Source organism: Streptomyces sp. SID14436 (assembly GCF_010548465.1).
Lineage (GTDB): Bacteria > Actinomycetota > Actinomycetes > Streptomycetales > Streptomycetaceae > Streptomyces.
On the sequence record NZ_JAAGMD010000027.1, the window covers coordinates 1 to 13,673 of the forward strand.

General features: G+C 72.6%; 14 protein-coding genes and 1 pseudogene. 7 read left to right on the forward strand and 8 right to left on the reverse strand.

What is annotated here, in order from left to right:
- Both G3I53_RS01175 and G3I53_RS01180 read right to left on the reverse strand, forming a co-directional pair.
- A pseudogene (locus G3I53_RS01175) lies at nucleotides 1-519 on the reverse strand (hypothetical protein); the annotation flags it as partial.
- A gap of 1 nt (nucleotide 520) precedes the next feature.
- Nucleotides 521-1,057 carry a sigma-70 family RNA polymerase sigma factor gene (locus G3I53_RS01180; RefSeq protein WP_164437936.1) on the reverse strand — a complete coding sequence of 179 codons (537 nt, stop codon included), beginning with the start codon at nucleotides 1,055-1,057 and terminating at the stop codon, nucleotides 521-523.
- 367 nt (nucleotides 1,058-1,424) lie between these two features.
- On the opposite strand from G3I53_RS01180, the gene G3I53_RS01185 reads away from it, so the two are divergent.
- Together G3I53_RS01185 and G3I53_RS01190 are read left to right on the forward strand one after the other, a co-directional pair.
- On the forward strand, nucleotides 1,425-2,441 hold the full coding sequence (locus G3I53_RS01185) for an aspartate-semialdehyde dehydrogenase (protein ID WP_164332500.1): 1,017 nt from the start codon (nucleotides 1,425-1,427) through the stop codon (nucleotides 2,439-2,441).
- A gap of 280 nt (nucleotides 2,442-2,721) precedes the next feature.
- Nucleotides 2,722-3,546, forward strand: coding sequence for a class I SAM-dependent methyltransferase (locus G3I53_RS01190; protein WP_164332501.1), 825 nt, complete (start codon nucleotides 2,722-2,724; stop codon nucleotides 3,544-3,546).
- A 66-nt stretch (nucleotides 3,547-3,612) separates the two neighbouring features.
- On the opposite strand, the gene G3I53_RS01195 is transcribed toward G3I53_RS01190, so the two are convergent.
- The gene (locus G3I53_RS01195; RefSeq protein WP_164332502.1) at nucleotides 3,613-4,143 is read right to left on the reverse strand and encodes a DUF1203 domain-containing protein; all 531 of its coding nucleotides are present in this window, start codon (nucleotides 4,141-4,143) and stop codon (nucleotides 3,613-3,615) included.
- A 112-nt stretch (nucleotides 4,144-4,255) separates the two neighbouring features.
- Between G3I53_RS01195 and pepN the strand changes: the two genes are divergently transcribed.
- The gene (pepN, locus tag G3I53_RS01200) at nucleotides 4,256-6,841 is read left to right on the forward strand and encodes an aminopeptidase N (RefSeq protein ID WP_164332503.1); all 2,586 of its coding nucleotides are present in this window, start codon (nucleotides 4,256-4,258) and stop codon (nucleotides 6,839-6,841) included.
- 33 nt (nucleotides 6,842-6,874) lie between these two features.
- Here the strand turns inward: pepN and G3I53_RS01205 are convergent, their stop codons facing one another.
- Together G3I53_RS01205 and G3I53_RS01210 are read right to left on the reverse strand one after the other, a co-directional pair.
- Nucleotides 6,875-7,081 carry a DUF397 domain-containing protein gene (locus G3I53_RS01205; RefSeq protein ID WP_164332504.1) on the reverse strand — a complete coding sequence of 69 codons (207 nt, stop codon included), beginning with the start codon at nucleotides 7,079-7,081 and terminating at the stop codon, nucleotides 6,875-6,877.
- A gap of 7 nt (nucleotides 7,082-7,088) precedes the next feature.
- Complete coding sequence (locus G3I53_RS01210) at nucleotides 7,089-7,940, reverse strand: helix-turn-helix transcriptional regulator (protein ID WP_164332505.1); 852 nt, start codon at nucleotides 7,938-7,940, stop codon at nucleotides 7,089-7,091.
- Between the two features lie 216 nt (nucleotides 7,941-8,156).
- On the opposite strand from G3I53_RS01210, the gene G3I53_RS01215 reads away from it, so the two are divergent.
- From G3I53_RS01215 to G3I53_RS01230, 4 genes are all read left to right on the forward strand, one after another.
- On the forward strand, nucleotides 8,157-8,567 hold the full coding sequence (locus tag G3I53_RS01215) for an ATP-binding protein (protein WP_164332506.1): 411 nt from the start codon (nucleotides 8,157-8,159) through the stop codon (nucleotides 8,565-8,567).
- A 160-nt stretch (nucleotides 8,568-8,727) separates the two neighbouring features.
- Nucleotides 8,728-9,153 (forward strand): hypothetical protein, encoded by a 426-nt coding sequence (locus G3I53_RS01220; protein ID WP_164332507.1) that lies wholly within the window; start codon nucleotides 8,728-8,730, stop codon nucleotides 9,151-9,153.
- On the forward strand, nucleotides 9,126-9,491 hold the full coding sequence (locus G3I53_RS01225) for a transcriptional regulator (RefSeq protein ID WP_203591430.1): 366 nt from the start codon (nucleotides 9,126-9,128) through the stop codon (nucleotides 9,489-9,491). Before G3I53_RS01220 ends, G3I53_RS01225 begins: the two co-directional genes overlap by 28 nt.
- On the forward strand, nucleotides 9,488-10,090 hold the full coding sequence (locus G3I53_RS01230; RefSeq protein ID WP_164332508.1) for a GNAT family N-acetyltransferase: 603 nt from the start codon (nucleotides 9,488-9,490) through the stop codon (nucleotides 10,088-10,090). The genes G3I53_RS01225 and G3I53_RS01230 overlap by 4 nt, the downstream gene beginning before the upstream one ends.
- Before the next feature lie 186 nt (nucleotides 10,091-10,276).
- Here the strand turns inward: G3I53_RS01230 and G3I53_RS01235 are convergent, their stop codons facing one another.
- The 3 genes from G3I53_RS01235 to G3I53_RS01245 all read right to left on the reverse strand — a co-directional run bounded on the left by G3I53_RS01235 (nucleotide 10,277) and on the right by G3I53_RS01245 (nucleotide 13,130).
- On the reverse strand, nucleotides 10,277-10,558 hold the full coding sequence (locus tag G3I53_RS01235; RefSeq protein WP_164332509.1) for a hypothetical protein: 282 nt from the start codon (nucleotides 10,556-10,558) through the stop codon (nucleotides 10,277-10,279).
- A 98-nt stretch (nucleotides 10,559-10,656) separates the two neighbouring features.
- Nucleotides 10,657-12,816 carry a 4-alpha-glucanotransferase gene (malQ, locus tag G3I53_RS01240; protein ID WP_164332510.1) on the reverse strand — a complete coding sequence of 720 codons (2,160 nt, stop codon included), beginning with the start codon at nucleotides 12,814-12,816 and terminating at the stop codon, nucleotides 10,657-10,659.
- Nucleotides 12,816-13,130 carry a hypothetical protein gene (locus G3I53_RS01245; RefSeq protein WP_164332511.1) on the reverse strand — a complete coding sequence of 105 codons (315 nt, stop codon included), beginning with the start codon at nucleotides 13,128-13,130 and terminating at the stop codon, nucleotides 12,816-12,818. The genes malQ and G3I53_RS01245 overlap by 1 nt, the downstream gene beginning before the upstream one ends.
- Nucleotides 13,131-13,673 lie beyond the last annotated feature (543 nt).

The following is a 13,673-nucleotide window of genomic DNA, read 5'->3' on the forward strand; positions in this document are numbered from 1 at the left end:
GTCGTGGGCGCGGTCGACGCCGTGCGTGCGGCCGTCGTCGTGGGTCCGCTCGTCCTCCGGCATCCGTTCGTCGTCACGGGTGCGGCCGTCGTCCGGCGTGCCGCCGTCGTCGTGGGCGCGGTCGACGCCGTGGGGGCGGCCGTCGTCCGGCGTGCCGCCGTCGTCGTGGGCGCGGTCGACGCCGTGGGGGCGGCCGTCGTCCGGCGTGCCGCCGTCGTCGTGGGCGCGGTCGACGCCGTGGGGGCGCTCGTGCTCCGGCACCCGTTCGTCGTCACGGGTGCGGTCGTCGTCCGGCGTGCCGCCGTTGTCGTGGGCGCGGTCGACGCCGTGCGTGCGGCCGTCGTCGTGGGTCCGCTCGTCCTCCGGCATCCGTTCGTCGTCACGGGTGCGGCCGTCGTCCGGCGTGCCGCCGTCGTCGTGGGCGCGGTCGACGCCGTGGGCGCGGTCGTCACCGTAGGTCCGCTCGTCCTCCGGCATGCGTTCGTCGTCACGGGTGCGGTCGTCGTCGTGGGCGGCCATGTCACACCACCTCGTCCTCGTGCAGGCGGGCGCGCAGGGCCCGTACCGCCGTGTGCAGCCTGCTCTTGACCGTGCCCTCGGGTACGCCGAGCTGGTCGGCGATCGACCGCACCGGCAGGTCCGCGTAGAAGCGCAGCACGACGACCTGGCGCTGGGCGTCGGTCAGCGCGTCCAGGCCGCGGGCGACGGCGAGGGAGAGCAGGCTGTTCTCCTCACCGGAGGGCGCTTCCGCCGGGCGCAGCGCGGCCAGGCGTTCGCCGAGGCGTTCCTGGCGGCGCTTGGCCCGGTGCCAGTCCATGGCGAGGTTGGAAGCGACCACCGCCGCCCACGCCGACACGTCCCGCGGCGCCTCCCGTCCGCTCGCGGCCCGTTCCAGCAGCCGCAGGCGGACCTGCTGCACCCCGTCCGGCAGGTCCGCCTGCGGCACCCCGCCCAGCGCGAGCACCGCCCGCACCCGGCGCTCCTGCGCGGCGTCCAGCGGGTCGTCGCCCGCGGCGGGGTGCGTCCCCCGCCCGCGCCGGGCCCCTGTGCGCAGCACTGCCCCCACCCCCTCACGCTGTCCCCTCTACGACGCCGCTGCCGCCCGGAACGTTCGCCCGGCCGGCGTGACGCCGGGCGAGGCGTACGTCACACCCCGTCGAGGCGTACGTCACACCTTCGTGTGGGCCGGACCGGGCTGGGCAGGGGACCTTGCGGTCCATGACCTCCGGTGGCTGAATTCCTGCAGTTCACGGGGGTGGTGGCCGAAGGTCCGCAGCCGGTCCCCGACCGGCGTCCGTGCCGTTCGTGTCCCAGTACGCGGGCAGACCGGGCAAAGAATTGGACAGCCGGACCGTGGTCGGCCGCATGATGGAAGAGCCTCGGCCAGGCATTCAGGTACGTACAGGACGCAGTAGGGAGTCGTCGTGAGGGTCGGAATCGTCGGAGCCACCGGTCAGGTGGGCACGGTCATGCGCGGGATCCTCAAGGAGCGCGACTTCCCGGTCACCGAGCTGCGCCTGTTCGCGTCGGCGCGCTCGGCGGGCACGGAGCTGGACGGCGTGACGGTGGAGGACGCGTCCACCGCCGACTACTCCGGCCTGGACATCGTGCTGTTCTCGGCGGGCGGCGCGACCTCGAAGGCGCTGGCCGAGAAGGTCGCCGCGCAGGGCGCCGTGGTGATCGACAACTCCTCGGCCTGGCGCAAGGACCCCGAGGTCCCGCTGGTCGTCTCCGAGGTGAACCCGCAGGCGATCGCCGACCGTCCCAAGGGCATCATCGCCAACCCGAACTGCACCACGATGGCCGCGATGCCCGTCCTGCGTCCGCTGCACGCGGAGGCGGGCCTGGAGGCCCTGGTCGTCGCCACCTACCAGGCGGTGTCCGGTTCCGGTGTCGCGGGCGTCGCCGAGCTGCACGGCCAGGCGCAGAAGGTGATCGACGAGGCCGACAAGCTGGCCCACGGCGGTTCGGCGGTCGACTTCCCCGAGCCGTCCGTCTACCAGCGCCCCATCGCCTTCAACGTGGTGCCCCTCGCCGGCAGCATCGTCGACGACGGCCTGAACGAGACCGACGAGGAGCAGAAGCTCCGCAACGAGTCCCGCAAGATCCTGGACATCCCGGAACTGAAGGTCTCCGGGACCTGCGTCCGCGTCCCGGTGTTCTCCGGTCACTCGCTGCAGATCAACGCCCGCTTCGCCCGCCCGATCAGCCCCGAGCGCGCGGCCGAGCTGCTGGCCGAGGCGCCCGGTGTCGTCCTCAGCGACATCCCGACGCCGCTCGAGGCGGCCGGTCAGGACCCGTCGTACGTCGGCCGGATCCGCCGCGACGAGACGGTGGACAACGGCCTGGCGCTGTTCGTCTCCAACGACAACCTCCGCAAGGGCGCCGCGCTCAACGCGGTGCAGATCGCGGAGCTGGTGGCGGCCGAGCTGAAGGGCTGAGCCCCGCACCGGCGTGAGCGGCGGGCGCGTCCCCTCGGGGGCGCGCCCGCCGCCGTCGTCCGGGGCCCCAAGCAGCCCCACGGACGGACACCTCGCCTCCTGACCAGGGCGCTGCACGCCGCCCCGGGGCCGGTCGCGTCCGCCCCGGCGCGTCATCCGATCAGCAGACATCGGCAGGGTCCGCCCCGGCCCGGCGCCGTACCGTCACGTGCGAGGAGTGCGCCCTGCCCGGCAGGCCCCAGAGCCGCCGGGCACCGCCCCGACGGAGACGAGCACCGCCATGCCGACCGCGAAGAACCTCCAGGCCAACCGCGCCGCCCTGGCCCACCGCCTCTCCTACGCGCTGCGGCACCCCGACCGAATACCCCGGCACCTGCGCCGCGCCGCCCGCGACGCCTGGCTGCGGTACCGCTCCCCCGACCACATCGCCTACTACCGGGCCGTGATGCGCTCCGACACCCGCCGGAACCCCGACGCCGCGGTGGGCAGCCGGAGCCGGGAGCGCTGGAACGCCCTGGGCAGGATGCAGTTCGACTACCTGGTGGACCACGGGCTGCGCCCCGAGCACCGGATGCTGGAGATCGGCTGCGGCAACCTGCGGGCCGGCCGCCACTTCATCGGCCACCTGCACCCCGGCCACTACTACGGCATCGACATCTCCCCCGACATCCTCTTCGCCGCCCAGGACACCCTGGTCGCCCACGGCCTCCAGGACCGGCTGCCCATCCTCACCCCGGTCCGCGACCTCACCCTGCGCTTCCTGCCCCCGGCGCACTTCGACGTCGTGCACGCCCACAGCGTCTTCTCGCACTCCCCGCTGCCGGTCATCGAGCAGTGCCTGGCGAACGTCGGGCGGGTGCTCGCGCCGGGCGGCTGGTTCGACTTCACCTTCGACCGCACCGAGGGCGAGGAGCACCACGTGCTGCGGGAGGACTTCTACTACCGGACCGAGACCCTGACCGGCCTGGCCGCCCGGTACGGGCTCGCGGCCCGCCTCATGGAGGACTGGGAACGCCTCCCGCACGGCCAGTCCAAGATCCGCGTCACCCACGCCGACCGCCCGGCGCCACCGGAAGCACCGGAGCCACCGCCCGCCGGACCGTGACCCGGCCCCCGCTTCCCGGCCCCCGGTCCGTGACCGGGCCACCGCCTCCCGGCCCCGGTCCGTGACTCATCCCCGGCGGCGCCCAGGACCCGCCTGCGCCTCGTAGTCCTCCCGCCGCACCTCGTACAGGAAGCAGCCGTACTCCACGGCCCGCACGTGCACCAGCGCCACGTCCGGGTCCGCGAACGCCTCCGCGAGCGCGGGCTCGAAGTCGTCCTGCGCCCCGACCAGCCGCCCGCCCACGATGCGCCCCGCGGCCGAATACCGGCGCACGGTGCGCGGCGCCCGCGTGAAGGGCAGCCCCACGCCGTCCTCGGGCCCTGCGCACTCCCCGGCGTGCACGAACACCGGCCCCTGCTCGTCGTACGCCCCCGGATCGGCGCCCGTGGCGGCCGCCCACCGCCGCAGGGGCGCGTACGAGACGAGGGCGATCGACTCGCCGGGCCGGCTGTGGCGCAGGCAGCAGCGCAGCGGGGCGCCGCCCTCCTCGTCGGTGAACGGAACCGGCGGGCGGCCGGCGTCGTCCACCCTGCGGAGTTCCTTCAGCACGGAAGCGGGAACGGGACGTGCGGCACGGGCTGTCGTGGAGGTCGTCATGCACCCCAGCGTCCCGCCCGGCGCAGCGCGCCACCGGCGGTAAACGGACATCGCGTTACCGCAGGTCCCGTGGAAGGATGGCGCAACCCACACATCACGAGGAGATGACCGCGTGCCTGGCACAAACCTGACTCGCGAAGAGGCACGGCAGCGGGCGGAGCTGCTGACCGTTGACTCCTACGAGATCGACCTCGATCTCTCCGGCGCGCAAGAGGGCGGCACCTACAGGTCCGTGACCACGGTGCGCTTCGACGTCGCCGAGCACGGCGACGGCGCGCAGTCCTTCATCGACCTGGTGGCCCCCACCGTGCACGAGGTCACCCTGAACGGGGACTCCCTCGACCCGGCCGAGGTCTTCGCGGACTCCCGCATCACCCTGCCCCGCCTGCTCAAGGGCCGCAACATCCTGCGGGTGAGCGCCGACTGCGCCTACACCAACACCGGTGAGGGCCTGCACCGGTTCGTCGACCCCGTCGACAACCAGGCCTACCTGTACACCCAGTTCGAGGTGCCCGACGCCCGCCGCGTCTTCGCCAGCTTCGAACAGCCCGACCTCAAGGCGACCTTCCAGTTCACCGTGAAGGCGCCGGAGGGCTGGACCGTCATCTCGAACTCCCCGACGCCCGAACCCCGGGACAACGTGTGGACGTTCGACCCGACGCCGCGCATCTCCACGTACATCACCGCGCTGATCGTCGGCCCGTACCACAGCGTCCACAGCGTCTACGAGAAGGACGGCCAGTCCGTCCCGCTCGGCATCTACTGCCGGCCCTCGCTCGCCGAGTACCTCGACGCCGACGCCATCTTCGAGGTCACCCGACAGGGCTTCGACTGGTTCCAGGAGAAGTTCGACTACGCCTACCCCTTCGAGAAGTACGACCAGCTGTTCGTCCCGGAGTTCAACGCGGGCGCCATGGAGAACGCGGGCGCGGTCACCATCCGCGACCAGTACGTCTTCCGCTCCAAGGTGACGGACGCGGCGTACGAGGTGCGGGCCGAGACCATCCTGCACGAGCTGGCCCACATGTGGTTCGGCGACCTCGTCACCATGGAGTGGTGGAACGACCTGTGGCTGAACGAGTCGTTCGCCACCTACACCTCCATCGCCTGCCAGGCCGCGGCGCCCGGCTCGCGCTGGCCCCACTCGTGGACCACCTTCGCCAACTCCATGAAGACCTGGGCCTACCGCCAGGACCAGCTGCCGTCCACGCACCCGATCATGGCCGACATCAGCGACCTGGACGACGTGCTGGTCAACTTCGACGGCATCACGTACGCCAAGGGCGCCTCCGTCCTCAAGCAGCTCGTCGCCTACGTCGGCGAGGACGCCTTCTTCCGCGGCGTGCAGGCCTACTTCAAGCGGCACGCCTACGGCAACACCCGCCTGTCCGACCTGCTGGGCGCCCTGGAGGAGACCTCCGGCCGCGATCTGAAGACCTGGTCGCGCAAGTGGCTGGAGACGGCCGGCATCAACATCCTGCGCCCGCGCATCGAGACCGACGCCGACGGCCTCATCACCTCCTTCGCCGTCCAGCAGGAGGCCCCCGCCCTCCCGGCCGGCGCCAAGGGCGAGCCCACCCTGCGCCCGCACCGCATCGCCGTCGGCCTCTACGACCTCGACGACGCGTCCGGCAAGCTGGTGCGCACCGAGCGCGTCGAACTCGACGTCGACGGCGAACTCACCCAGGTCCCGCAGCTCACCGGGAAGCGGCGCCCGGCCGTCGTCCTCCTCAACGACGACGACCTCTCCTACGCCAAGGTCCGCCTCGACGAGCAGTCCCTCGCCTTCGTCACCGAGCACCTCGGCGACTTCGAGGCGTCCCTGCCCCGCGCCCTGTGCTGGGCCTCCGCCTGGGACATGACCCGCGACGCGGAACTCGCCGCCCGCGACTACCTCTCCCTGGTCCTGTCGGGCATCGGCAAGGAGTCCGACATCGGTGTCGTGCAGTCCCTGCACCGCCAGGTCAAGCTGGCCATCGACCTGTACGCCGACCCGGCCGCCCGCGAACCCCTGCTGGGCCGCTGGACCGACGCCACCCTCGCCCAGCTGCGTGCCGCCGCCCCCGGCAGCGACCACCAGCTCGCCTGGGCCCGCGCCTTCGCCGCCACCGCCCGCACCCCGGAGCAGCTCGACCTCCTGGAGGCCCTGCTCACCGGCGAGCAGACCGTCGAGGGCCTCGCCGTCGACACCGAGCTGCGCTGGACCTTCGTCCAGCGGCTGGCCGCGGTCGGCCGCTACGACGAGACGGAGATCGCCGGCGAGTACGAGCGCGACCGCACCGCCGCGGGCGAACGCCACGCCGCCACCGCCCGCGCGGGCCGCCCCACGGAGGAGGCCAAGGCGGAGGCCTGGTCCTCGGTCGTCGACTCCGACAAGCTGCCGAACGCCGTCCAGGAAGCCGTCATCGCCGGCTTCGTCCAGACCGACCAGCGGGAACTGCTGGCGCCGTACACCGAGCGCTACTTCGAGGTCCTCGCGGACGTGTGGGACTCCCGCTCGCACGAGATGGCCCAGCAGATCGCCGTCGGCCTCTACCCGGCCGTCCAGGTCTCCCGCGACACCCTCGACCGCACGGACGCCTGGCTCTCCTCCGCCAACCCGAGCGCCGCCCTGCGCCGCCTGGTCTCGGAATCCCGAGCCGGCGTCGAACGCGCCCTCCGCGCCCAGTCCGCGGACGCGGCAGCAGCGGGGGCGTAGCCTCCGGCGTACGTTTCCCTGGGGCGCCCGGCTCTATGCCGGGCGCCCTTCGCGTTCCCCCTTCAGTCCACCCACGAACGCGGCGAAGGCGGGGGCGGGGACGGAGAGGGTGGCACGGGCCGGGTACTTGGAATCGCGAATGGCTATGCGCCGGCCTGCCGCCTCGGCTATCTCCACGCAGTCGTTCCCCTCTCCTCCACCCGAGAAGGACGCCTTGCGCCAACGCGTGGGCTCGGTCATCGGATCCTCACATCTGCTTGGCCACCTGGTGGATGAGGTCGCGCGACCGTTCCGGTGACAGCGACCTCTCCCTCACTCTATGGAAGAGCTTCCTGAAGTGGGCCAGCTCCTCTACCGAGTCGATGAAGGCCGTGCCGTGGGGCGCGTCCCGGACCACCGTGTCGAGGCGTGGTACCGGTCCGCCCAGGTGCACCATCGTGCTGCCCGCACCCGCGAAGCCGTCCAACTCGAAGGGGATGACCCTCACCGTGACGTGGTCGGCCTCGGACATCTCCAGGATGCGCGTCAACTGGGCCCGGCTGTCCGCACGTCCCGTGACCCTGATCCGGAGCGCCGCTTCGTGGATCACCGTCTCGTAGGGGATCGGGTCGGCCCCCTCGATAACGACCTTCCGCCGCATTCTGTGGCTCACTCGACGCGCCACTTCCGCGTCGGACAGCTCGGGGCTCATGTAGGCGAAGAGGGCCTGCGCGTACTGCTCCGTCTGGAAGAGCCCGGGCACGTGCATCACGGCGACGTCGCCTCGGAATCTCGCATGGTGCTCCAGCTCCGCGAGGTCGAGGTAGGAAGCTGGCAGGAGTCCTCTGAAGTCCTCCCACCAACCATGTACCCGCTCGGTGGCCATCGCCGCGAGCGCATCGATCAAGTCGCCGTCCGCGCAGGCGTAGTTGGCGGCCATCCGCCGCAGACGCTCTTCGCTCACTCCGGCCAGCGCCGATTCGATGTGGCTGATCTGAACGGGACTGACTCCGAGCTCGGCTGCTGCCTGACGGGCTGTGAGGCCGGCCGCAACACGGAGGCGACGCAGCTCGGTTGCCAGCCGCAGCTGGCGCGCTGTCGGCTCGCGCCTCAGAGCCATCGTCTGCTTCCCCAATGCGTCGACCTGAACTACTCGTTCGGGGTCACATTACGCGAACCCTCTTGCTCGACATGAAGATTTAGACCTACGGTCGGTGACAGATCGAGCACACAGCGCGTTCTGCGGGGCCGCGGAAGTGCACTGCTCCGCCGTGCCGTGCGAAGCGGCAATGACACCGCTGCCCACACCGTCGTCTCAGCCCGAGAAGGAGTTCGCATGCTCGAAACCGAGCCCTGGGACTACACGCTGTCCATCCCCAGCGACCCACGCGCCGTCACCGTCAGCCGCCGCACCCTCCGCCTGATCCTCACCGTGCACGGCCTGATCCGCCTCGTGGACGTCGCCGAGCTGCTGGCGACCGAGCTGGTCTCCAACGCCGTTCGCCACACGAAGGGACCCGCCGCGCTGCGGGTGCACTGGTCGGGGACCGGCGTCCTGCGGATCGGAGCCTGGGACGCGGACCCCTCCCCGCCCGAACCTCCCCAGCCCTTCACCCCGCCCCTGGACCGGGAGGGCGGCAGGGGACTGGCCCTGGTGCGGGCGTGCGCCGACGTGTGGGGCTGGCAGCCACTGTCGAGGGAGGGCAGCCGGGGGAAGCTCGTGTGGTGCGAGTTGGGGGCCGCTTGAGCGGAGCCCTTCAGTGCCATCACGCCAACCACTCTGAAACCCGTGAGCACGTCGACCTCGAGTGCTCACGGATTGCGCCAGCGCTGAGCCCGCGCTCGCTGCGAGAACTGGACCGGTCAGCGGTTTGACGTGCTCACTTTATGATTCATAAAGTAGATGCATGACCGGAAACTCAATCTCCGTCGTGGAGGCCGCAGCGTGTCTGGCCGCCGGGGACAAGGCCGCCGCCGAGGCACGTCGCGCGACCCGCTGGTTCCCGGCATTCGTGGTCGCGCAGGCGGGGCTCGCGCTCGGGTTCACCTGCGCGGTCGATGTCTTCCACCTGTCCTACTGGCCGGCCTTCGCCGTGCTCGTGCTCGGCTCGGTCGCGGTGTGGACGACCGCGCTGCGCCACCGGGTGTCGGCACCCCGACACGGTCTGAGGAACGTGGGGATCGCCGTCGCGACCTGGTGGACGCTCTACACCCTGATGCTCGATCCAGCCCTTCAGCTCGTCGGAGCGACGTCACCGTGGTGGTGGGCGCTCGCCGGTCTCATCGCCGTCAGCCCGATCGGGGCATGCCTGTTCGCGAGTTCCCGGCGATGAGCCACCCCCGCAAGAGCCTCGACGCGCTCATCCATTCGCCGGTCAGGTTCTCCCTGCTGGCGGCGCTGCGGAATCTCGAAGACGTCGACTTCCGTTTCCTCGCCGACCTGTTGGAAGTCAGTGACTCCACGCTCTCCCAGACCCTGACCGTGCTGGCCGACGCCGGGCTCGTCACGGTGCGCAAGGAGGCCGCGGGCCGCCGCACCCGCACCTGGATCGGCATCACAGCGGCCGGGCGCGAGGCATTCGCGCGCCACCTGACCACGCTGCAGGCCATCGTCGACTCCGGCGCCGACGGTGTCACCCCGCCAAAGTCCGAACGAAGGACCACGACATGACCCCCGTCCCCCGCCTCGCGACGCCCGACGACCTCGAGCCCGCGGCCGATGTCCTCGCTGCCGCCTTCCACGACTATCCCTGGACCCGCTACGTCGTCCCGGAGGAGGACTACGCGGCGCGGCTGCGCGGCCTGCAGCGCCTCTACCTCGCCCACGCGCTGGAACACGGGATCCTCGTCGTCTCCGGTGACCACGACGGGGTGATCGCCCTACTGCCGTCGGACGCCCCCGCTCCCGCGGCGGACGTCGTGGCACGGATCGTCGAACTGCATGGTGACCGCGTCGAACGGCTCGGTTCAGCGGCCACCGAGGCCGCGGGTGAGGAAACCTGGACGCTCGAAACGCTCGGTGTCCGGGCCGAGGCTCGTGGCCGGGGAGTGGGAAGTGCCCTCATCGCCCGTTCCCTGCGCCTTGCGACGGAACGAGGCGCGGCGGCGGTGCGCCTGGAGACCTCCGACGAGCGGAACGTGCGCCTCTACGAGCGTCACGGTTTCCACGTCAGCCGGCACGTCGAGCGTCAGGAGGCCCCGCCCGTATGGCACATGCGGTGGGTCCCGGCGGCGGACGCGGAGCCCTCAGCGGGACCTGACGGACACTGACGGCGTATCGCGGACCGGGCAAGCACACCTACGTCAGGTACCGACCCGTGCACCGCCTTCTCGTCGGTGCGGCCACGCAGAACGCCGGAAGGCGCCGCTCCCCACCCTCAGGCGGGAGCGGCGCCCCGGAAGTCACAGGCCACCCCCGAGGCGGCGCCCCGGGACAGCAGCCGGCCGGCCAGACCGTCAGGCCTTGGCTTCGGCCTGCGTCTTGGTGTCGATGTTGGAGGTCGTCACGTCCTTCTGCTTGTGCGACTTGTCCAGGACCATCACCAGGCCGGCGATGACGAGGAAGAGCACGATCGGGGCGGCGACGTAGAGGCCCAGCGTCTCGATGACGCTCAGGCCCGTGCCGGGGTCGTCACCGTCGTCGCGGGTGAGCGCGAGCGCGGGGGACGTCATGAGCAGCATCATCAGCGTCGTACCGGCTGCCAGGGCGCCGGCGCGCAGGGCGTTCTTCTTGTCCACGGTGCAAAAGGTAGCGAACGCCTTCCGGGGCCGCGCGCCCGGGGTGCCATACGGGGCTGCGGGGCAGGTGGGGGCGGTGGGGGCGGTGTGCGCCGGGGTCATGGGCGGGGCTCGCCGGGGTCGGTGCCGGAGTCGGCAGCGGCGGCGTCCGTGTCGGCGCCGGCGTCCGTGTCGGCGCCGACGTCCGTGCGGACGGCGTCGATCAGGGCGCGCAGGCGGGGGGAGGACGTGAGGTCTTCCAGGGTGGCCGGGCGGCCGGTCGCGTCGGCGATGGGGAGGCGCCAGTTGGGGTACTGGTCCCAGGTGCCGGGGAGGTTCTGGGGGCGGCGGTCGCCGATGCCGTCGGGGAGCCAGACGCCGATCATGCGGGCCGGGGTGCGGACGAGGTAGCGGTGCAGGGCCTGGATGCGGGCTTCCTCGGAGGAGGGGTCGTCGCCGTCGGCCGTGTCGTGGAGGAGGCCGAGGCGGGCGAGGAGGCCGAGCCATTCGGCGACGTCGGCGTCGGCCTCGGCGCGTTCCTCGGTGAGGGGGCGGGTGAGGAGGCCGAGGCGGTCGCGGAGATCGACGTGGTCGCCGGTGAGGCGCGAGGCGGTGGGCGGCAGGTCGTGGGTGGTGGCGGTGGCGAGGCAGTCGGCGCGCCAGCGGTCGGGGGGCAGGGGGTGGCCGTCGCCCTCCCAGTCGCGTTCGAACCACAGGACGGAGGTGCCGAGGACGCCGCGGCTGCGGAGTTCCTCGCGGACGCCGGGTTCGACGGTGCCGAGGTCCTCGCCGATGACGGTGGCGCCCGCGCGGGAGGCCTCCAGGAGGAGGACGGCGAGCATGGCGTCGGCGTCGTAGTGGACGTAGGTGCCCTCGGTGGGCGGGTGACCCTCGGGGACCCACCAGAGGCGGAAGAGGCCCATGACGTGGTCGATGCGCAGGGCGCCGGCGTAGCGGAAGAGGGCGCGCAGGAGGTCGCGGAAGGGGGCGTAGCCGGAGGCGGCGAGGCGGTCGGGGCGCCAGGGCGGCAGGCCCCAGTCCTGGCCGCGGGCGTTGAAGGCGTCGGGGGGTGCGCCGGCGGACATGCCGGTGGCGAAGTGGTCCTGCTGGGCCCAGGCGTCGGCTCCGCCGGGGTGCACGCCGACGGCGAGGTCGTGGACGATGCCGACGGGCATGCCGGCGTCGCGGGCGGTGCGCTGGGCGGTGGTGAGCTGTTCGTCGGTGAGCCAGGCGAGCCAGGTGTGGAAGTCGACGCGGTCCATGAGCTCGCGGCGGGCGCGGTCGGTCCCGGGTGAGCGGGGGTCGCGCAGGGCGGCGGGCCAGCGCTGCATGTCGGGGCCGTGCTGCTCGGCGAGGGCGTACCAGGTGGCGTGGTCCTCCAGGGCGCGGCCCTGGGCGGCGAGGAAGTCGCGGTAGGCGGCGCGGCGGCCGGGGCCGAGGGGGACGCGGCGGACGAGTTCGAGGGCTTCGCGTTTGGTGTGCCAGACGGCGTCGCGGTCGATGAGCGCGTCCTTGTGGAGGACGGCCTCGCGCAGCTGTGCGGCCCGGTCGAGGAGGGTGCGGAGCCGGTCGTGGTCCTCGACGTGGGCGTATTCGGGGATGTCCTCGACGCGCAGGTGGACGGGGTCGGGGAAGCGGCGGGAGGAGGGGCGGTAGGGGCTGGGGTCGGTGGGGGCGCCGGGGACGGCCGCGTGGAGCGGGTTGACCTGGATGAATCCGGCGTCGAGGGTGCGGCCGGCCCAGTCGGCGAGTGCGCGGAGGTCGCCGAGGTCGCCCATGCCCCAGGAGCGATGGGAGAGGAGGGAGTAGAGCTGGACCAGGAGCCCGTGGGTGCGGCCGGGCGGGGCGGGGAGCCGGGGCGGGGCGACGATGAGGTGGGAGCGGGCGGTGCGGCCGTCGGGTGCGGTGGCGGTGACCTGGTGCACGCCGGGCGGGAGGCCGTCGGCGTGGGTGCGGGTCTCGCCGTCCTCGGTGATGATGTGCAGGCGGGTGCCCTCGGGGAGGGCGGCGAGCGCGGGCGGGGTGGTGGTGCCGCGGCCGACGACGGTCGGGGGCAGGAGCCGGGTCCGCAGGGCGTCCTCACGGGCGGTGAGCGCGGCGCGGACGGCGTCGGGGGTGCCGGTGTCGACGCCGAGGGCGGCGAGGGCGAGGGTGACGGCGGTCGCCGAGGCCGTGACCGTGCGGTCCGGTGAGGGGCGGTAGGAGGTGGCGACGCCGTGCAGGGCGGCGAGCCGGGCTAGATCCTCGGACGGGGGCTCGGCCGGTCCGGGGGCGCCCACTAGGGCTCCGGGCGGTACTGGGCCGGGAAGGCGTCGAGTCCGGAGGGGTCGGGTGAGCCGTCGGTCTCGCTGGTGAGGGGGGCGGTGTCGGCGATGGGGGGTTCGCTGGTGAGGGGTTCGGCGTCGGGCAGCGGGGGTTCGCTGGTGAGGGGGAGTTCGGTGCAGGGGCCTTCGGCGCTGAAGACGCAGGGGTCTTCGTCCCAGGGGTCCCAGGTGTCCCAGGGGTCGACCGGGCCGGTGGTGTCGGCGGAGGGCTCCGCCACGGGTTTGGACAGGACGGCGGGCGGGGTGGGGACGTATGCGGGTGCGGGCACGGATGGTCTCCTCGTCGAGCGTGGTCGTGTCGGCCCGTCCCGGTGGGGCCGGGTCGGGGGGGTCGTCTCGCAGCCCCTACCCAGGGGTGGCGAGGGCAGGCGCAACTGCCCTCACAACGTGTTCCTGCTCACATTTTGTTTCCGTACCCCGCTCCGGGAGGCGGACAAACTCGGCACATCGACCACCCTCGTTGACACCCTCACCACCGGAATGGTGGGCTCAGGCTTTCTCGGCAACGAAATGGTCACGGTCGTGGCGGTCGTTGGCGGTCCCGGTGGCGGCGGTCGTTGGCGGTCCCGGTGGCGGCGGTCCCCGGGTGGCCGGGCGGTCGGCGGCCGGGCGGGTGGTGCGTGGCAGGGCCGTCGGCCGGCGAGCACGGCCGGGGAGCGGAGCAGGAGGAGCCTGTGCAGCTGCGGCGTGGGAGGACGGCGCTCGCCCTCGCGGTGGCCGTCGTCGCCGGATCACTGGGCGGTGCGCTTCCCGCGGGGGCGGCTCCGCCGGCTCCCGCGACGGCCTCGGTACCGGATACGGGTGCGGACACC

What these genes read in the sequence shown, in the direction of transcription:
- G3I53_RS01195 (WP_164332502.1), bottom strand. Translation starts at nt 4,143, where the DNA reads ATGACGACCTCCACGACAGCCCGTGCCGCACGTCCCGTTCCCGCTTCC.
- G3I53_RS01190 (WP_164332501.1), top strand. Translation starts at nt 2,722, where the DNA reads ATGCCGACCGCGAAGAACCTCCAGGCCAACCGCGCCGCCCTGGCCCAC.
- G3I53_RS01210 (WP_164332505.1), bottom strand. Translation starts at nt 7,940, where the DNA reads ATGGCTCTGAGGCGCGAGCCGACAGCGCGCCAGCTGCGGCTGGCAACC.
- G3I53_RS01215 (WP_164332506.1), top strand. Translation starts at nt 8,157, where the DNA reads ATGCTCGAAACCGAGCCCTGGGACTACACGCTGTCCATCCCCAGCGAC.
- G3I53_RS01230 (WP_164332508.1), top strand. Translation starts at nt 9,488, where the DNA reads ATGACCCCCGTCCCCCGCCTCGCGACGCCCGACGACCTCGAGCCCGCG.
- G3I53_RS01225 (WP_203591430.1), top strand. Translation starts at nt 9,126, where the DNA reads ATGCCTGTTCGCGAGTTCCCGGCGATGAGCCACCCCCGCAAGAGCCTC.
- G3I53_RS01205 (WP_164332504.1), bottom strand. Translation starts at nt 7,081, where the DNA reads ATGACCGAGCCCACGCGTTGGCGCAAGGCGTCCTTCTCGGGTGGAGGA.
- G3I53_RS01220 (WP_164332507.1), top strand. Translation starts at nt 8,728, where the DNA reads ATGACCGGAAACTCAATCTCCGTCGTGGAGGCCGCAGCGTGTCTGGCC.